This window comes from Pseudomonas sp. KH_027, assembly GCF_057838565.1.
Genome location: NZ_CM174470.1, coordinates 2,870,669 through 2,886,112 on the forward strand (window position 1 = coordinate 2,870,669; position 15,444 = coordinate 2,886,112).

A 15,444-nucleotide genomic window follows, 5' to 3' on the forward strand; every position below is an offset into this window, starting at 1 on the left:
CGAGTGGCGGGACAGCAAGAATGAAATGAGACAGGAGAAATGGCTGTATCACCGCTTGTGCCACTGCGTGGTTTAGCGTGAAAAAACCTTTAACAGAAGGGCGAACCAGGGAGATTGGAGGCAACCCCACCAGCCACACCCCGGCACACAATGTCACCGCTGCGGCTGCTCCCTTCCAGGCCTGACCGGGTTCACGGCTGATCGTTGCGGGGGGACCGATGGGGTCACCATAACGCTGCCCACCTGGCGGTGGGCCGCGCTATTGTAACCACTTGCTGGCAACTTACAACCGCCAACTGCGGATTAAAAAGACATCCGCGACAAGCACTTGCGCCTGCCTATACGCGGAAACTACCGACCAGCTGCGCCAGCCCGGAGGACAGCTCGGAGAGCCGCATGCTGGCTTGCGTGCTCTTTTCCGAGGTGACGGCGGCTTCGTTGGAGAGATCGCGGATATCACTGATATTGCGGGCGATTTCCTCGGTCACGCTGCTCTGTTCCTCGCAGGCGGTGGCAATCTGCGCGGCCATGTCGTTGATCCGTCCTACCGAGTCGCTGGAGTCGGTGAGGATCTGATCCACCCCGGCAGCCTTGTCCACGCTGTCACGCGCTTTGACGCTGCCCGAGTCCATCGCCTTGACCGCATTCTGCACGCCGACCTGCAGGCGCTCGATCATCTGCTGGATGTCCTTGGTCGAATCCTGGGTACGCGCGGCCAAGGCCCGTACTTCGTCGGCCACCACGGCAAAGCCGCGACCCTGCTCGCCCGCCCGCGCCGCTTCGATGGCCGCGTTCAATGCCAGCAGGTTGGTCTGCTCGGCAATGCCTTTGATCACCGCCAGCACCGCGCCGATATTGGCGGTTTCCTGCTCCAGGGTCTGGATGGCGCCGGAGGCACTCTCAACCTCATGGGCCAACTGGCGCATTGCATTGATGGTCGCACCGACCACCTTGGCGCCTTCGCGCGATTGGATTTCCGCCGAACGCGCGGCGTCCGAGGCATTTTGCGCGTTACGTGCCACTTCATTGACCGCCGTGCTCATTTCGGTGGCCGCCGTGCTGACCTGATCCACCGCCGCGTGTTCGCTGCTGATCAAGCGGTCGTTGGCCGCCGCCATGCCCGCCAGGCTCTGCGCCGAGGCCGCGACCTCACCGGTTACCCGACCGACCTCCTTGATCAGCGGCTGCAACTTGTCCAGGAAACGGTTGAAGGCCGTGCTGAGCTTGCCCAACTCATCGCGGGACAACACATCCAGGCGCACGCGCAGGTCGCCATCGCCATCGGCGATCTGTTCGATCCGGTGCAGCAGATTTTCCAACGGCCGGGTTACCAGTATCGGGAAGCCAACCACCAGCACCAGGCAGACCAACAAGCCAATGGCCACGATCACACCCTGCTGCCAGCTCAGCGACTCACCCAGGTCGATGGCGGCCGTGCCTTCATCGTTGGCCGCCTTGTCTTCGAGTTCACCGAGCTTGTCGATGGCATCGCGCATTGAATCGAACTGCGCTTCGCTGTCACCGAAACTCAGTGCGCTGGCCGCCACCGGATCGCTCGAAGATAGCTGTACGACCCGCGAACTGGTGGCTTTCCAGGTGGCATAGCCACGGTCGAACTGGTCGACCAACTGCTTGGCCTCATTGCTCGGCTGCATGTCTTCGTACTTGTGCACACGCTCGTAGGCCTGCTGGATATTTTCCGCATGGGACGTCTTCAACCCCTCGATGCGTTCACCGGCTGCCTCATCGAGCAAGCTGCGCTCGGCCACGAATGCCTGGTAGAGGTCACGGTCGGCATTGAGCAGCAGGCTGATGGCCGGCAGATAGCGATTGGTGAGCTTGCTGCTGGAGTCAGCCACCTGAGTGATACCGCGCATGCCCAACCCGCCCATCAGCACCAGCAGTATGGCCAGCAGGAGGATGGGGAAAGCGATTTTCCAGCGGAAACCCAGATCGGCGAAGGCACGAAACATGGTAAATCTCCCAGCGGCAGGCAAGTAGTTGAACGTAGACGCGTGCGGAATCGCCACTAGACACAGGTCACGCGTCGGATACTGCGCGTGGAGGCCAGATGCGGCTCTCTCAGATAATCTATCGGCCCAATCGCCTGCGACCTTAATCGCGAAGCCAAGCAAATACTTACCGCGCTTGTACGGAAGGCAAGGGCCCGCAACGCAGCGCCTTCACCGGTCGCCGATCACTGCGCGTTGCGCCAGGCCTGCAAAGCGCTGAGGCTTTTGTGCTAGCGTGCGGGCCTTTGCAGCCCGGGAACGAGTTGGCCATAAGCGCCTCTCATCTTCTGGCACTGCGCCGAAGACTCGCCCCAGCAGGCCGTGCAACCTGACTATTCACCCAATGGAGCATCACCATGGCAATGAGCAAAGACCAACTGATCACCGACATCGCCGAAGCCACCGACGCACCGAAAGCCACCGTGCGCGCCGTGCTGGAACAGCTGAGCGAGATCGTCAGCGATGCACTGGAGAATTACGACGAAATCACCTTGCCCGGCATCGGCAAGTTGAAAGTCACGGATCGCCCCGCGCGCACCGGCCGCAACCCGCAGACCGGCAAGGCGATCGAGATCGCGGCGAAGAAGGTGGTGAAGTATGTGCCGGCCAAGGCGCTGACGGACGCCATCAACTAAGGCTGCAAACCGCGCAGGCGGACTACTACCCTACCTCTGCGCGGCTACCTCCTCTCTTGAACGCGGGCCCGTCAAGGTACCGCTACCGCGGTCACTTCAACGCCCGGAACGGACGCAACAGCTTCGACCACAGGCGGACTGCCCCCTATCTGCCGGATCTGCCGGATCTGCTGAACCCTGCCCAGGTTTTCCCAGGCTATGGCGTAATGCGCTGGCGACTGTTCGATCGCGTTGCGGAAAAACTGTTCGGCCAAGTCCAGTTTGCCTTCCACCAGGCACACGTAACCGACATCATTGCTGGCTTCAGCACGCTTCTCGACTTGCTCGAAGGCGGAGACGGCCTCCTCATAACGCCCCATACGTGCCAGCAACAAGCCATAGTTGCGCCAGAGCGGATGGTAGTAGACGTCGTAGCTCACACCACGCAGGTACATGCGTTCGGCTTCAGGCCACAGCCCGGCCATGTAATAGGAATATCCCTGGCTGTTGTGCACCAACGCGGAATGCGGCTCGATAAGCATGGCCAGCCGGTAATAGGCCTCGGCCTGCGGGAAGTCGCTGCGTAGATCCGCGAGCACCCCAAGTCCGTTGTAGACCTTGAGCGGCGACTGGCTATCCACCTTGAGCTCAGCCACACCGGGCAGACTGCCGCCCTTGTCGTTACCAAGGCGCTTCTGGTCTACAGCGACTGCTTTGAACAGCAATTCCTGCGCATGCTCGTGATTGCGCCTGGCCAGGTTCAGCAGGCCCATTTCCGTCAGAGCGTCGAGATTGCCTGGATCATTGGTCAGCACATCAGTGAACGCCATCTCGGCGAGCTGGGTATTGCCCCGCTCACGGTGGATGCGGCCAACCCAGACCAGGGCTGCATAGCGCTTCGGGTCCAGCTCGAGCGCCCGCAGATACTGGAACAGAGCCTGATCCAGACTGCCCGCCTGATAAGCCATCGCGGCCATCTGCATGGCCTGATCGGGCGAGCTGATCTGCTCCTGCACCTGATAGAGCACCGAATTGTCGCCGGTGTAGATCGAGCGACTGTTGCTCGCCTGCTCCGGCCCCATGGTCTGACATCCCGATAACACGGCCGACATGGCCAACAGCAGACTGATCCTGTTCATGTCATATCTTCCCGAAGGTTCTGAGTATCCCGATGATCACGGGGCCGATGACGACTAGGAAGAAGCTTGGCCACATGCAGAAGATTAGTGGGAATATCAGCTTGGTACCGATTTTCGCCGCCGCCTCTTCGGCCGCCTGCGTACGGCGGTCACGGAACTCCTCGGCATAGATGCGCAGGGTGTCGGCCACGCTGGTGCCGAAGCGGATGCTCTGCGCCAGCAAACTGACCAGCCCGCGAATGTCCTCCAGGCCGGTGCGTTCGGCCAGGTGTTTGAGCGCTTCGGTACTAGGGATGCCGGCGCGAATTTCCGCATTGACGAGGGCCAACTCCACCGCCAGCTCCGGCTGGCTGACCGCCATCTCTTCGGCCACCCGCTCGATAGCCTGGGGCAAGGCCAGGCCCGACTCCACGCAGACCACCATCAGGTCCAAGGCATCGGGGAAGGCAACGAGCAGTCGAGTCATCCGTGCCTGCTTGCGCTTGTCGACATAGATTGCCGGCGCCAACCAGCCCACAGCGAATGCCGCAACCACCAGCGCAATGCCCATGGTCAGGGACAGCTTCGGGATAAGCGGCAAAACCAGCAGCGTAAGGCCCAACAGTATCAGCGGTGACAGCAGGCGAACCGCCCAGTACATCTGCACCGCCGCGGGCGAGCGATAACCCGCGTGCGTCAGCAGGGTTCGGATGGTCGAGGCCTGTACCTGTTCACCGGAGGTAAAACGTTGGCCCACCTGTTCCAGCATCAGTTGCAGGTTGCTTGGCGCCTCCTGCCCATGGTTCCCCCCGCCATGGCCGCGTTTGATCAGCATAAGACGGCGCTGCACCGGATCCTGCAATCCCTGCACCAATAGCACCAGGGTAACCACAGCGAGCACGGCGCTCAGGCCAATGGCCGCGACGAACAACAGGCGCGCCAGCTCCTCGTTGCCCACCGCACGATTGAGCAGACTTAGCAGATAGTCCATGACACCCTCCTCCCCTATGGCTTTTAGCTCTTTTAAGGAAACGTTGAAAAGTGATCTTCGTCGTTCCCGCGAAAGCGGGAATCCAGGCACTGCTGAACCCTGGATCCCCGCGTGCGCGGGGATGACGACTACTTCAGACCTTCCTTAAACCTGGATCCGGATGATTTTACGGATCCAGAAAATCCCTATCAGCATGGCGACGAAAGCCCCCATGATCAGCTTCTGGCCAAAGGGATCCTTGACTAACAGGGGCAAGTATTCTGGAGTCGACAGCATGAGCGCCACGCATAGCACGAAGGGAATGGCCACCAGTATCCAGCCCGACATCCGCCCCTCGGCGGACAGCGTCTTGACCTTGCGCTGGAAGCGGAAACGGCCGCGAATCAGGCTGCTCAAGCGCTCCAGTACCTCGGTCAGGTTGCCGCCGGTGTCGCGGTGGATCAGCACCGAGGTCACCAGCATCATCACCGTCATGCTCGGCATGCGCTCCAGCAGGCCAAGCATGGCCCGGCGCACATCATTGCCGTAGTTGATATCGGCGAAGGTCAGGCCGAACTCATGGGCCACCGGCCCCTTATGCTCCTCAGCCACCAGTTGCAGGGTCTCGTTGAACGGGTGCCCGGCACGCAGGGCACGGCACATGGAATCCAGGGCATCCGGCAGGCCCTCCTCGAACTGGGCGAAGCGCTTAGCACGGTCGCTGGAGATCTTCAGCACCGGCAACCAGAACACGGCCAAGGCCAGCGGAACCGCCACCCACCAGAGTAGCGTGAACAACCAGAGCAGAATGCCCGCGGCCACTGCCAAAACCAGCCCGAGCAGCAGCACCCGGTAGGCACGGTACTCATGCCCGGCCTGCTCGATCATCTGCGCCAGGGCCTCCATTGCAGGTAACTGCTCCAGCCTGGCCTCCAGCGGTGACAATTGCCTGAGGTACTTTTGCCGTAACACTGTCTGCATATTCGGCAGGTTGCCGGCCCGCTCCAGCAGGTGCAGACGGCTGCGAATACGCTTGCGAACTTGGCCTGCCTCACCGAACACCGGCACCACCAGGCCTTGGCTAAGAAGGAACATGGCGGTGAACACCATGCCGAGAAACGCCAGAATGAGCTCACTGGGAATCTGACTCATGATTGTCCCTCCATCCATTCCGGGCGGAACAGGTTGAGCGGCAGTTCGATACCACGTTTGGCCATCACGTCGCGGAAGGCCGGCACCATGCCAGTGGGACGGAAGTCACCGAGCACTTCGCCATGCTCACCCATGCCGCGGCGGACAAATGCGAAGATCTCGGTCATGGTGATGATCTCGCCCTCCATGCCGTTGATTTCCTGCACGCTGACCAGCCGTCGCTTACCATCCTCCTGACGCTCCAGTTGGACCACCACATCAATGGCCGAGGCGATCTGCTGGCGCAGAGCCTTGATCGGAAAGGTGGCCCCGGTCATCGATACCATGTTCTCGACCCGCCCCAGGGCATCGCGCGGAGTATTGGCGTGGATGGTGGTCAGCGAGCCATCGTGGCCGGTGTTCATCGCCGTCAGCATGTCCAGCGCCTCAGCGCCGCGCACCTCGCCTATGACGATACGGTCCGGACGCATACGCAAGCTGTTGCGCACCAGTTCGCGCTGGCTAACCTCGCCACGGCCTTCGATGTTCGGCGGACGGGTTTCCAGGCGCACCACATGGGGTTGCTGCAGCTGCAACTCGGCCGAGTCCTCGATGGTGACTATGCGCTCGTTATGCGGAATAAAACTGGACAGCACATTGAGCATGGTGGTTTTGCCGCTGCCGGTGCCACCGGAAATCAACACATTCAGCCGCCCGCGGACGATGGCCTTAAGCACCAAGGCGATGGCCGGGGTCAGAGTGCCCATCTGCACCAGGCTTTCGGTATTCAGCAAGTCCACCGCGAAACGGCGGATCGACATGCTCGGCCCGTCGATGGCCAGGGGCGGAATGATCGCGTTGACCCGCGAGCCGTCCTTCAGTCGGGCATCTACCAGCGGTGAGGACTCGTCGATGCGCCGCCCCAAGCTGGAAACGATGCGGTCGATGATATTCAGCAGATGCTGATCATCGCGAAAACGCACATCGGTCCGCTGCAGCTTGCCGTGACGCTCGACATACACGGAGGCATGCCCATTGACCAGGATGTCCGAAACGCTGTGATCGGCCAGCAATGGCTCCAGCGGCCCCAGGCCAAGCACTTCGTCGGTGATCTGCTTGATGATCATCTGGCGGCTGCTGGCACTCACCGGTGCTGACTGCTCGTCCAGCAGGCGCTGGCTGATCTCGCGAATCTGCCGCCCCGCCTCAGCCGGTTCCAGGGAGTCCAGAAGTGACAGATCCATGACCTTCAGCAACTGCTGATAGATCTTTTCCCGCCACTCGGCTTCCATCGAGTTGAGCTGTGTTCTGGTCTCATAGAGTGCATCTGGCGCACTGGTCTCCCAGGCCATAGGCGCGTTGGCGGAGTCTTCGCTATTGGTCTGTGCATCCTGCTGAACTGCCGGAATACTCTTGCTGGACTGCTGACGCAAACGATTGCGAAATTCGCTGAGCATGATCTATCCCCTGAACAGTCGGCCAAAGGTACGTTTCAGCAACCCCTGCTCTGCAGCGCCGGTGCCGAGCAACTCCTGACTCAGTTCGCGCATGGCAAGGGTTATGGAAGCCCGTGGCGCATGGAGTTCCAGCGGCACCCCGGTGTTCTGGCTTTCATTGACCACCGCATAGTCATTGGGCAGTTTCTGCAGATCCGTACAGCGCAGCGCCACGGCAATATCATTGAGGCTAACCGGCGAAATCTTGTTGTAGCGGTTGACCACCACCTGCAAGCGATTGCCCTGCACCCCCAAGTCGTCACGCAGGATGCGCACCAGGCGGGTAGCGTCCTTCAGGTGGCTGAGACTCTGCTGCACCAGGATGTAAATCTGGTCGGCCTGCTCCAGGGTGATGCCGGTGAGGTGGTCAATCTGCCGTGGCAAATCCACCACCACCCAGTCATAGGTGTTGCGCGCTAGGCGCAGCAGAGCCTCCAGCTGCTCCAGACGCACATCTTGCGACAGGCACAGATCCCCGGTGCGCCCACCCAGCACATGCAGGGTCGGGCTGAAATGGCTGCAATAACCGCGCAAGGCGACGCTGTCCAGCTCTTCGACCTGCTGCAGGACCTCCACATGGCTGTGCGCCGGCACCACATCCAGGCAATGGGCCACGCTGCCGAACTGCAGATCCAGATCCAGCAACAGGGTTCTGGCGCCACGGGCACTGAGCTGATGGGCCAGGTTACAGGCCAGCATGGTGGCACCCGAACCGCCCTTGGCATTCATCACCGCGACCAGCTTGCCACCGCTATCAGTGCTGGCCCGGACCTCCATGAGCATACGGCCGAGTGCCGCCAGCAACTCTTCTGCCGCCACCGGCTCGGGCAGAAAGTCACGGGCGCCGGCCTGCATCGCCAGGCGGATGCCCTCGCGCTCGTCCAAGGGGCCACAAACCAGCAATGGTGGGCGCTCCTGAGCTGGACGCTGTAACAGCGCTGCCAACTCCTCGCGCCAGAGATGGCTGACCCGCAGCAAAAGGAAGTCAGGCATCTGCTCCAGTCCGTACAGCGGATCGGTATGACCGTTGCTCACCAGGCGGGTGATCACCTGCAGACTGGGCAGGCGTTGGCTCAACGTTTTCAGATGATTCAACGCTGCGGCGTCGCGACTGCTAATCAGCAGGCGCAGACCCTGCTTATTGCTAGGGGTGGCAATGGGGGCTTCCCTGGTCTTCAGCATGGTGTGATCTCCGGGACTACACTCGCCTCGGCATGGCGGCCAAGACTCTCGCGAGGCATGGTCGACCTGAACACCGGCAGGGTGATCGCCCCACCGAACCCGGGAATAAGCAGGTTGAAGCTGAAGTTCGCTACCTGCAACTGGACATAACGGATGGCGCGAAACCCACCGAGACTGACGAGATCGTCGGGGCTGGCCACCACCGCACCGTTCTCGTCCAGATAGGTCAGAGTCAGGTCGGCGGTATCCAGATTGCCAATCAGATCGCTCGCACCGCTATCTTCCGCATCATTGAAAATCGCCCTGCGCAACACCCGGGCATCCCGGATATCGCACACCGCCGCCAGGCGCGCGCCGCGACGCACCGTTTCATTGAGGGCGTTGACGGTGAAGTACAGGCGGCCCATTTCCAGCACACCGAACAGTAGGGTGAACAGCAGCAAACCGATAATGGCGAATTCCACCACGTACACCCCTTTCATACGCCCGCGGTTCATCACAAAGCCCTCATCACGGTGGTAGCGACCAGCGGGATGTTCAGTGCCACCCCGCTACCGATAAAGTTGGGCATGCGATTACCGATCACCGGGCGGAACCTATAAGTGATGTTGACTTGTACATGCTCGGTACCGACTGCGCTGACCTGTACATCAGCGGTGGTCAAGCCCGACACCGCCGCTTGGCTGCCGGGCTGAACGCTGGGCACGCCATAGACTGCGACGTTCTTGGTCTGCGTCTGCAGAGCAATACTCAATTCGACACGACCGAGGGTCGAGTTCCAGGCCCTGCTGGCCACATAGCGCACCGCGTCGCGGTTGGCCTGCAGCAGGCTGTTGTACTGGAAAAGCAAGCGGCCGAATTCGGCGATAGCCAATAACAGCAACAGCAGCAACGGCAGGGCGATGGCGAACTCCACCATCGCCACTCCGCGCTGGGTTTGGCGCCGCTTGAAGGTATGACTGTCCATAACACCTCCTACGAGTCAGTGCTCGGCGTCCGGTTGTTGTCGATATAGGTCTTGTACAACTGGATGATCTGCGGGCCGGCATCGTCCGTCGGGGTCGGCCCGGCCACGTTGTCGCCTTCGCACTCGCGGACGAACTGGCCGAAGATCTGCGCTTCGTTGCCCTTGTGCTCCGCCGGTTGCAGGACGAAGAAGCAGCCGAAGCCGAGCACCGGGATCGGCGTCTTGCCACCATCCGTGCCGTTGCACTGGCCGACCACGATCTTCAGCATGCGCCGCTCAAACACCCCACCGCTCTGGCAGCCGCTGCCAGTGCCTGCCGCGCAGGCAGCCGATTCTTGCAGCCAGTTGTTGTAATCGAACAGTGCGTTACTGGCGGTGGACAGATTGCCGTTGCTGGAGGTGACCGGCTGATTCTCGTGCTCGATCCGGGGAGGCGACTCCGAGTCGTCGTACTTCAGCGCCGGCGAGATGGGAGTAATCACCAGATCCGGCGGATAGTCCTGCCGGCTCAGGTTCCCGCCCTGATAGTCGCCAAAGCGGGTGTTCAAGCCCTGGACGGAGGGCCCGACGGTATTGCCCGGTTTGGTCACGACCTTCTCGCCAATGCTGTTGCACTGCTCGATGCCGCCGGCAAGCCCCTCCCGGATGTCCTTGCCACCGCTGCCATCCAGGTCGAGCAACTGGAAATTGCCGGGGCCTATCGGCGAGTTGTCGTTCGCCGCAGTTTTCAGCAACTGCAGATCGCCGTAGCGATAGCCCCAGAACATGCTGGCAGACGGGTCGTACTGATTGGGATCGCCACACACCATCAGCGGCGCGACGTCGCAGGGGCTGGTCGGACTTGGTCCGGCGGTGGCGATGGCCGCCACCGCCTTGGCCGGATCGGGGCCGGCGATCGCCTGCAGAATGCCCCAAAAGAACTGGCTCAGCGGGTAGTTCGGCACCGACACCCGCACATAGCTGGCATCCGCCGGGCCGGGGAAGGAGAAAGGTCCGTAGACGCTGCTGGCCAGTTCTACCACCACAAAACTGCCAATGCCCCCCGCCTTGGTGATGGCAGTGCCCAGCTCGCCGTTGCCGTTCTGAGTACTGGCGTTCAGCAACAGCGTGTTGTGCGCGGCAGTCTGCACCACGGTCGCCGCACCAGCCGCGCCGGAAACCTGCAAGAGCCGCTTGGCCCCGCTCAGCGCCGCTGCATCCACCGCATTTTGCAGGCGGGTCTTGTTCACCAGCATATGGCCGCCGTCCAGGGCCAGCGCGGCCATCAGCAGGATCGACGCCAAGGCAACCGCTATTAGCACTATCACCGCCCCCCGCTGGCGTTTCGGCAGCGCGGTGAACGGCCGTTGGATACGGGGGGTCATCGTCAAGCCCTCAGTTGCCAATATTGATCTGGATCGGCTGACCGACCTGGGCCGCGTCGCCGGTCACTCCGCGGTAGCCGTCCATGACCTTCTCGGTCAGCGGGCCATCGGTGCCGGTTGGCGAAACTTCCGTACCCGGGTTGGCAGCCCGCTCCTTGTCGGCGATCTGTTGATAGCTGGTCTGGTACACGCTGTAACCCAGCGTACCGACCCGCCCTTCCTCATATGTCATACAGCCGGACAGCGCAGGCACCAGCAGGCAAAGGGGAATCATAGTTTTCATGGTCGCTGTCTCCGATTACTTGAGGTCATGGCCAAAATTTCCCTCGCTGACCCCGAGACTGACGGGGACCGGGCGCCCAGGCTCACGCCCCTTGGTCTTGCCTAGCAGGTAGAAATCCAAGTCACTCGGCTCGACGAATTTCTCGGTAGGCAGGCGCACAGTCCTGGCGTCCACCGGCTTAGCCAAGTGGGGCGTCACCAGGATCACCAGTTCGGTTTCACCATTGATGAACTGCTGGCTGCGGAACAGATGGCCGATGACCGGCAAATCACCCAGGCCCGGAAAAGCGCTGACGAAATCGCGGGTGTTTTCGCTGATCAAACCGGCTATGGCGATGGTCTGGCCATTGCCCAGCTCAACGGTAGACTCGGCGCTGCGCTTGGTCAGCGAGGGGATGAACTGCGTCACCCCACCGCCCTCGGAATTGTCCGTACCGGTACTCAGCACCAGCGCATTGGCATTGGAGAGCTCGCTGACCGATACATTCAAATTAAGGTTGATGCGCCCGGAGTCGAGCACCACCGGGAGGAATTTCACCCCGACCCCGAACTCCTTGTATTCGATGGTGATGCCATCCTCATCGCTGACCGGCACCGGGAACTCGCCACCGGAAATGAACTCCGCCTCCTGCCCGGTAAGGGTGGTCAGGGTCGGCTCCGCCAACACCTTGGCCGAGCCATTGTCCCTGGACGCCTCCAGCACCACGTTAAATAGGAATTCGTCCGAAAGAAATTGGGCGAAAATACCTTTGCCGCTACCGATCAAGGAGCCTGGACCCAGTGGGAGGCCAGTACCGGGGACTACGCCCAGTCCCCGACCATCGTTGAAACCGCCCCCGGACCAGTTGCTGGACGAGCCGAAGTCCAGGGCATTGAAGCGCACGCTGAGCGTCTTGACCAAGCTGCGCTGCATCTCTGCGACCTTGACCTCGAGCATCACTTGCTGGCTGCTGCCGACGGTAAGCAGATTGATCACATCCAGCGTCTGGGTCGGCGCAGCCACGGCGGCTTCGCCCTCACCCTGCACCACGCTCGAGGTTTGCGCGGTGTAGGTCTTGGCCAGCTTGACCGCAACATCCATGGTCGCCGCGCTGCTGACATGGCCGCGCAGCACCAGGGCGCCCTGGGCGCTGAACACCTCGATCTTCTCATTGGGCAACAACTGATGCAGCTTGCTCTTGAGGCTGCCGAGGTCATGTACTACTTCGACGTCGAGGCTTTCAATCAGACGGTTGCCGCCATCCCACAGCAGCACATTGGTGCTGCCCAGGGAGCGGCCGAGCAGATAGAGCTGAGTCGGGCTGGTGATAAGGATGTCGGCGATCTCCGGGTTGCCGACGGAGATCTTCTTGACCGCTGCACGGGTGCTATGCACGCTCGACTTGTAGATCGGCACCTGGATACTGTTGGCATTGGCCGTTGGCATAGAACTGAACGCCGGTATCGGGTCGGCAGCCAGCACCGCAGTAGCCAACAACAACCATCCGCACAGCCCCTGCAACGCGTATGCCCCTAGTCTCTGGAAAGTATCCATGTACTACTCCTTGCCTGGTGTTCTGCTTGCCTGCTGAGAATCCGTTGCCCCGGTACCCATACCGCCCTATCACTGTACTTTTGCCACCTTGACCTCAACCCCGCGGATAATCGTGATAGCGCCGCCATCGCTGCTGCGGCGCCGCACCGGTTTTGCAGCTGGCGGCGTGACCTTGGCCAGCGCAACCGGCTCAGCGGCCGCGGGCTTTTTCTGGTTGTCCAGCGGGTTGCGCAGGGCCAGTTGCAGGCGCCCTTCGGTCATCGCCTTGACCAGGGTTTCCGCCTCTTGCGGGGTCATCTCCAGGGTTACCGCGCGCACCACCACCGGCTGGGTCTTGTCGGTACTGGCGGTCTGGTCCACCGCCAGCACGCGCAGATCTTCCAGAATGGTTTCTGCCTCGGCAGTGCTGTTGCTTCCGGTTTGCTTGGTGGCCAGCACATCAACCCGATTACCCGGCAACAGGAAACCACCCACACCGACCACATCGTCCACGCGCACCGATATGGCTCGTTTGTCAGGCGCAATCAGAGAAGCCAGGGTGCTGCCGCCGAGGTGCTCGGCCACCCGCGCCCCCCGTAGAATGTCACCGCGCAGCATGGTGAAGGTGGCGATCTTGCCCACCACCTTGTCGGTGGCATCGAAGGCATCGTCCGGCACCGTATCCTTGGGCATGCGCACCACGGCGACCTGCTGAGCCTCAATCATCTGCCCGAAAGGAATTTCCACCGTGGCGACCACCACGTTCAGCAAGTTGTCGTCCGGGCTGGCATTCAGCCGTGCGCTCAACCAGCTGTTAGCCATCCATGCCGCACCCAGGCCCAGGATCAGGGAAAGGGCAACCAGGGTGAGAGTACGAGAGCTCATGTCTGTATCTCCTTATCCAAGAAAATCGAGCTGGACGAAGTAGTTGTGCCAAGCCCACTCCAACTCGAAGGGAGACAGCGGCCCGGAACCGTCCATATAACGCTGGCGGTCCAGCGCCATGCCAAGCAGGTCACGCGGGTGACAAGGCACCAGCGGCATGCCCTCGGTCTCATACAAGCCTTGCAGCACGTAGCGCAGCAGCAACGGGTCAAAGGCGATGCCCAGCCGTTCGGTTTCCTGGCGCCAGATGCGCTCGTACTCTTCCGGCTTGAGGTAGTTGAAGTGCAGCTTGTAGCCAATCCGCCGGAGGAAGGCCTCGTCGGCCAGCTCCAGCGGGTTGAGATTGGTAGAGAACACCAAAATCAGGTCGAACGGCAGCTCGCAGTGGCGCCCGCCACCAAGGTTGAGGAAGTCACGCTTTTCCTCCATGGGCACAATCCAGCGATTCAGCAGCTCGGCGGGTGCCATGCGCTGGCGGCCCATGTCGTCGATGATGAACAGGCCATTACTGGCCTTGAGCTGTAAAGGGGCCTGGTACTGGCGGGTGAAGGGGTCATAGCGGACATCCAGCTGTTCCATGCTCAACTCTCCGCCGGTGATGACGATAGGGCGCTTGCAGCAGAGTAGTCGCCGATCGATCCCTTCGTTGAGCATCAGGTTGTTCTCTTGCTCGTCATCATCCAGGCGCTGGTGTATCTGGGGGTCGTAGATTTCGATCACCGCCTCGTTGATCGCGATGGCATAGGGCACCCAGATGGCCTCGGCGAACAAGCGGATCAGCCGGCTACTGATATAGGTCTTGCCGGTGCCCGCCGGCCCGTAAATCATGATGGCGCGCCCGGAGTTCAGGGCCACGCCCAGTTGATCGAGCATGCCCTCCGAGAGCACCACACCGCCAAAGGCGGAACGCATGTCGCGCACGGTGATGCGGCCATGGTGGATGGTCTGCACCTTCAGCAGGGAACGGTAGGCACTCACCGGAAAGGGAGCCGCGCCGATATAGCCGCTGCGGGCCAGGGCATCGCGGGCGGCGCTGCGGCCACGCTCGGTCAGACCGTAGCGCAGCGCCTGGCCACCGGCCTGGCCCAGCACCTCAACGCGGCCATCCTTGCGTAGGAAAGCGAGGATTTCTTCCAACACTGCGCCAGTCAGTGCCAGGCGCGCCACCAACCGTGGCAAATCCAATACGCCGGCATCGTGCAGGTGCTTGCAGACCAGATCACCGAGGAAGTTGTCCGCCAGGCCGGTCTCACGGATAGTGCGAGGCTGCGGAGCCAGCCGCTGCACTTCTTCCCGCTCGCTGGGGTAGGCGCCGCTGTCGCTGATGGCATACATGATTGGCCTCCCTACCTACTGGCCGACCGGCAGCCAGAAGATGCTGGTCATGGTTCCCGACAAAATGGCGATGGCGTAAGGGAAACGTTGCAGGGCGGCATCGTCGGCTTCCGGCTGGATATAAGTGCGCAAACTTGCTATCGCCGAATATCTCTGCAGAAAGCGAAATAACTGTTTCTTGTAGAGCAAGATCAAAATACCTAGAACCCCACCCGCCACCACACTAAAAGCGGCCGCCCAGAAAGCGCTTACGGGGCCGAAAAAACTTCCCACCATGGCTATTAATTTGACGTCGCCCGCCGCCATACCGCCAAACATATACAGAGGTAGAAAACACAGCAGCCCAACAGCCAGACCACCAGCCCAGGCAAACAATCCATCGACTTGGTAGAAACCAATCTGCAACGCCAGCGATAAAACCAGGCCAAGCAGGATAAGAGTATTGGAGATGCGGTGAGAACTGACATCCGTAATCACCGCAACCCCGAGAAGAACAAGCACGGAGGTGCTCAGCAAGAAGCTCACTTGAGACACCTCCTTAATGTTCGAAGAATATAAAGCCGAAAGTCGCAATC

At 61.2% G+C, this 15,444-nt stretch carries 15 protein-coding genes, 1 other RNA gene and 1 pseudogene; 1 reads left to right on the top strand and 16 read right to left on the bottom strand.

The genetic code is table 11. The features are described 5' to 3' along the window. Positions 1-124: 124 nt before the first annotated feature. The 3 genes and pseudogenes from ffs to AC3IYG_RS13490 all read right to left on the bottom strand — a co-directional run. Positions 125-221: signal recognition particle sRNA small type (gene ffs / locus AC3IYG_RS13480), an RNA gene on the bottom strand. Between the two features lie 117 nt (positions 222-338). Then, the gene (locus AC3IYG_RS13485) at positions 339-1,118 is read right to left on the bottom strand and encodes a methyl-accepting chemotaxis protein (RefSeq protein WP_489313911.1); all 780 of its coding nucleotides are present in this window, start codon (positions 1,116-1,118) and stop codon (positions 339-341) included. A gap of 78 nt (positions 1,119-1,196) precedes the next feature. Continuing rightward, positions 1,197-1,973 (bottom strand): annotated as a pseudogene (locus AC3IYG_RS13490) (HAMP domain-containing protein); the annotation flags it as partial. A 395-nt stretch (positions 1,974-2,368) separates the two neighbouring features. Between AC3IYG_RS13490 and AC3IYG_RS13495 the strand changes: the two are divergent. Further along, positions 2,369-2,647: an HU family DNA-binding protein gene (locus tag AC3IYG_RS13495; RefSeq protein WP_489309148.1), complete on the top strand. Its 279-nt coding sequence runs from the start codon at positions 2,369-2,371 to the stop codon at positions 2,645-2,647. 71 nt (positions 2,648-2,718) lie between these two features. Here AC3IYG_RS13495 and AC3IYG_RS13500 read toward each other — a convergent pair whose 3' ends face one another. From AC3IYG_RS13500 to AC3IYG_RS13560, 13 genes are all read right to left on the bottom strand, one after another. Then, positions 2,719-3,765 carry a tetratricopeptide repeat protein gene (locus AC3IYG_RS13500; protein ID WP_489309150.1) on the bottom strand — a complete coding sequence of 349 codons (1,047 nt, stop codon included), beginning with the start codon at positions 3,763-3,765 and terminating at the stop codon, positions 2,719-2,721. Between the two features lies 1 nt (position 3,766). Continuing rightward, the gene (locus AC3IYG_RS13505; protein ID WP_489309152.1) at positions 3,767-4,735 is read right to left on the bottom strand and encodes a type II secretion system F family protein; all 969 of its coding nucleotides are present in this window, start codon (positions 4,733-4,735) and stop codon (positions 3,767-3,769) included. A gap of 144 nt (positions 4,736-4,879) precedes the next feature. Next, positions 4,880-5,866: a type II secretion system F family protein gene (locus AC3IYG_RS13510; protein WP_489309154.1), complete on the bottom strand. Its 987-nt coding sequence runs from the start codon at positions 5,864-5,866 to the stop codon at positions 4,880-4,882. Continuing rightward, a complete protein-coding gene (locus AC3IYG_RS13515) occupies positions 5,863-7,302 on the bottom strand; it encodes a TadA family conjugal transfer-associated ATPase (RefSeq protein ID WP_489309156.1) in 1,440 nt (479 codons plus the stop codon). Before AC3IYG_RS13515 ends, AC3IYG_RS13510 begins: the two co-directional genes overlap by 4 nt. Positions 7,303-7,305: 3 nt before the next feature. Beyond that, entirely contained in the window at positions 7,306-8,523 is a 1,218-nt protein-coding gene (locus AC3IYG_RS13520) for an AAA family ATPase (protein ID WP_489309158.1), read from the bottom strand. Next, on the bottom strand, positions 8,517-9,020 hold the full coding sequence (locus AC3IYG_RS13525) for a TadE/TadG family type IV pilus assembly protein (RefSeq protein WP_489309160.1): 504 nt from the start codon (positions 9,018-9,020) through the stop codon (positions 8,517-8,519). The genes AC3IYG_RS13520 and AC3IYG_RS13525 overlap by 7 nt, the downstream gene beginning before the upstream one ends. Then, positions 9,020-9,490, bottom strand: coding sequence for a TadE/TadG family type IV pilus assembly protein (locus tag AC3IYG_RS13530; RefSeq protein WP_489309162.1), 471 nt, complete (start codon positions 9,488-9,490; stop codon positions 9,020-9,022). The genes AC3IYG_RS13525 and AC3IYG_RS13530 overlap by 1 nt, the downstream gene beginning before the upstream one ends. Positions 9,491-9,498: 8 nt before the next feature. Next, on the bottom strand, positions 9,499-10,854 hold the full coding sequence (locus AC3IYG_RS13535) for a TadE/TadG family type IV pilus assembly protein (RefSeq protein WP_489309163.1): 1,356 nt from the start codon (positions 10,852-10,854) through the stop codon (positions 9,499-9,501). 10 nt (positions 10,855-10,864) lie between these two features. Then, entirely contained in the window at positions 10,865-11,137 is a 273-nt protein-coding gene (locus AC3IYG_RS13540) for a hypothetical protein (protein WP_489309165.1), read from the bottom strand. Positions 11,138-11,152: 15 nt separating this feature from the next. Next, the gene (locus AC3IYG_RS13545) at positions 11,153-12,670 is read right to left on the bottom strand and encodes a type II and III secretion system protein family protein (RefSeq protein WP_489309167.1); all 1,518 of its coding nucleotides are present in this window, start codon (positions 12,668-12,670) and stop codon (positions 11,153-11,155) included. Between the two features lie 69 nt (positions 12,671-12,739). Continuing rightward, positions 12,740-13,534, bottom strand: coding sequence for a Flp pilus assembly protein CpaB (gene cpaB / locus AC3IYG_RS13550; protein WP_489309169.1), 795 nt, complete (start codon positions 13,532-13,534; stop codon positions 12,740-12,742). A 12-nt stretch (positions 13,535-13,546) separates the two neighbouring features. Then, a complete protein-coding gene (locus tag AC3IYG_RS13555) occupies positions 13,547-14,869 on the bottom strand; it encodes a DUF8689 domain-containing protein (protein WP_489309171.1) in 1,323 nt (440 codons plus the stop codon). A 15-nt stretch (positions 14,870-14,884) separates the two neighbouring features. Then, positions 14,885-15,394, bottom strand: coding sequence for an A24 family peptidase (locus tag AC3IYG_RS13560; protein ID WP_489309172.1), 510 nt, complete (start codon positions 15,392-15,394; stop codon positions 14,885-14,887). Positions 15,395-15,444: the final 50 nt, after the last annotated feature.

Bases quoted from the DNA above. Each gene is read 5' to 3' on its own strand.
- AC3IYG_RS13515 (WP_489309156.1), bottom strand. From the start codon at position 7,302: ATGCTCAGCGAATTTCGCAATCGTTTGCGTCAGCAGTCCAGCAAGAGT.
- AC3IYG_RS13495 (WP_489309148.1), top strand. From the start codon at position 2,369: ATGGCAATGAGCAAAGACCAACTGATCACCGACATCGCCGAAGCCACC.
- AC3IYG_RS13485 (WP_489313911.1), bottom strand. From the start codon at position 1,118: ATGGCGGCGGCCAACGACCGCTTGATCAGCAGCGAACACGCGGCGGTG.
- AC3IYG_RS13535 (WP_489309163.1), bottom strand. From the start codon at position 10,854: ATGACCCCCCGTATCCAACGGCCGTTCACCGCGCTGCCGAAACGCCAG.
- AC3IYG_RS13530 (WP_489309162.1), bottom strand. From the start codon at position 9,490: ATGGACAGTCATACCTTCAAGCGGCGCCAAACCCAGCGCGGAGTGGCG.
- AC3IYG_RS13545 (WP_489309167.1), bottom strand. From the start codon at position 12,670: ATGGATACTTTCCAGAGACTAGGGGCATACGCGTTGCAGGGGCTGTGC.
- AC3IYG_RS13525 (WP_489309160.1), bottom strand. From the start codon at position 9,020: ATGAACCGCGGGCGTATGAAAGGGGTGTACGTGGTGGAATTCGCCATT.
- AC3IYG_RS13505 (WP_489309152.1), bottom strand. From the start codon at position 4,735: ATGGACTATCTGCTAAGTCTGCTCAATCGTGCGGTGGGCAACGAGGAG.
- AC3IYG_RS13510 (WP_489309154.1), bottom strand. From the start codon at position 5,866: ATGAGTCAGATTCCCAGTGAGCTCATTCTGGCGTTTCTCGGCATGGTG.
- cpaB (WP_489309169.1), bottom strand. From the start codon at position 13,534: ATGAGCTCTCGTACTCTCACCCTGGTTGCCCTTTCCCTGATCCTGGGC.
- AC3IYG_RS13500 (WP_489309150.1), bottom strand. From the start codon at position 3,765: ATGAACAGGATCAGTCTGCTGTTGGCCATGTCGGCCGTGTTATCGGGA.
- AC3IYG_RS13540 (WP_489309165.1), bottom strand. From the start codon at position 11,137: ATGAAAACTATGATTCCCCTTTGCCTGCTGGTGCCTGCGCTGTCCGGC.
- AC3IYG_RS13555 (WP_489309171.1), bottom strand. From the start codon at position 14,869: ATGTATGCCATCAGCGACAGCGGCGCCTACCCCAGCGAGCGGGAAGAA.
- AC3IYG_RS13520 (WP_489309158.1), bottom strand. From the start codon at position 8,523: ATGCTGAAGACCAGGGAAGCCCCCATTGCCACCCCTAGCAATAAGCAG.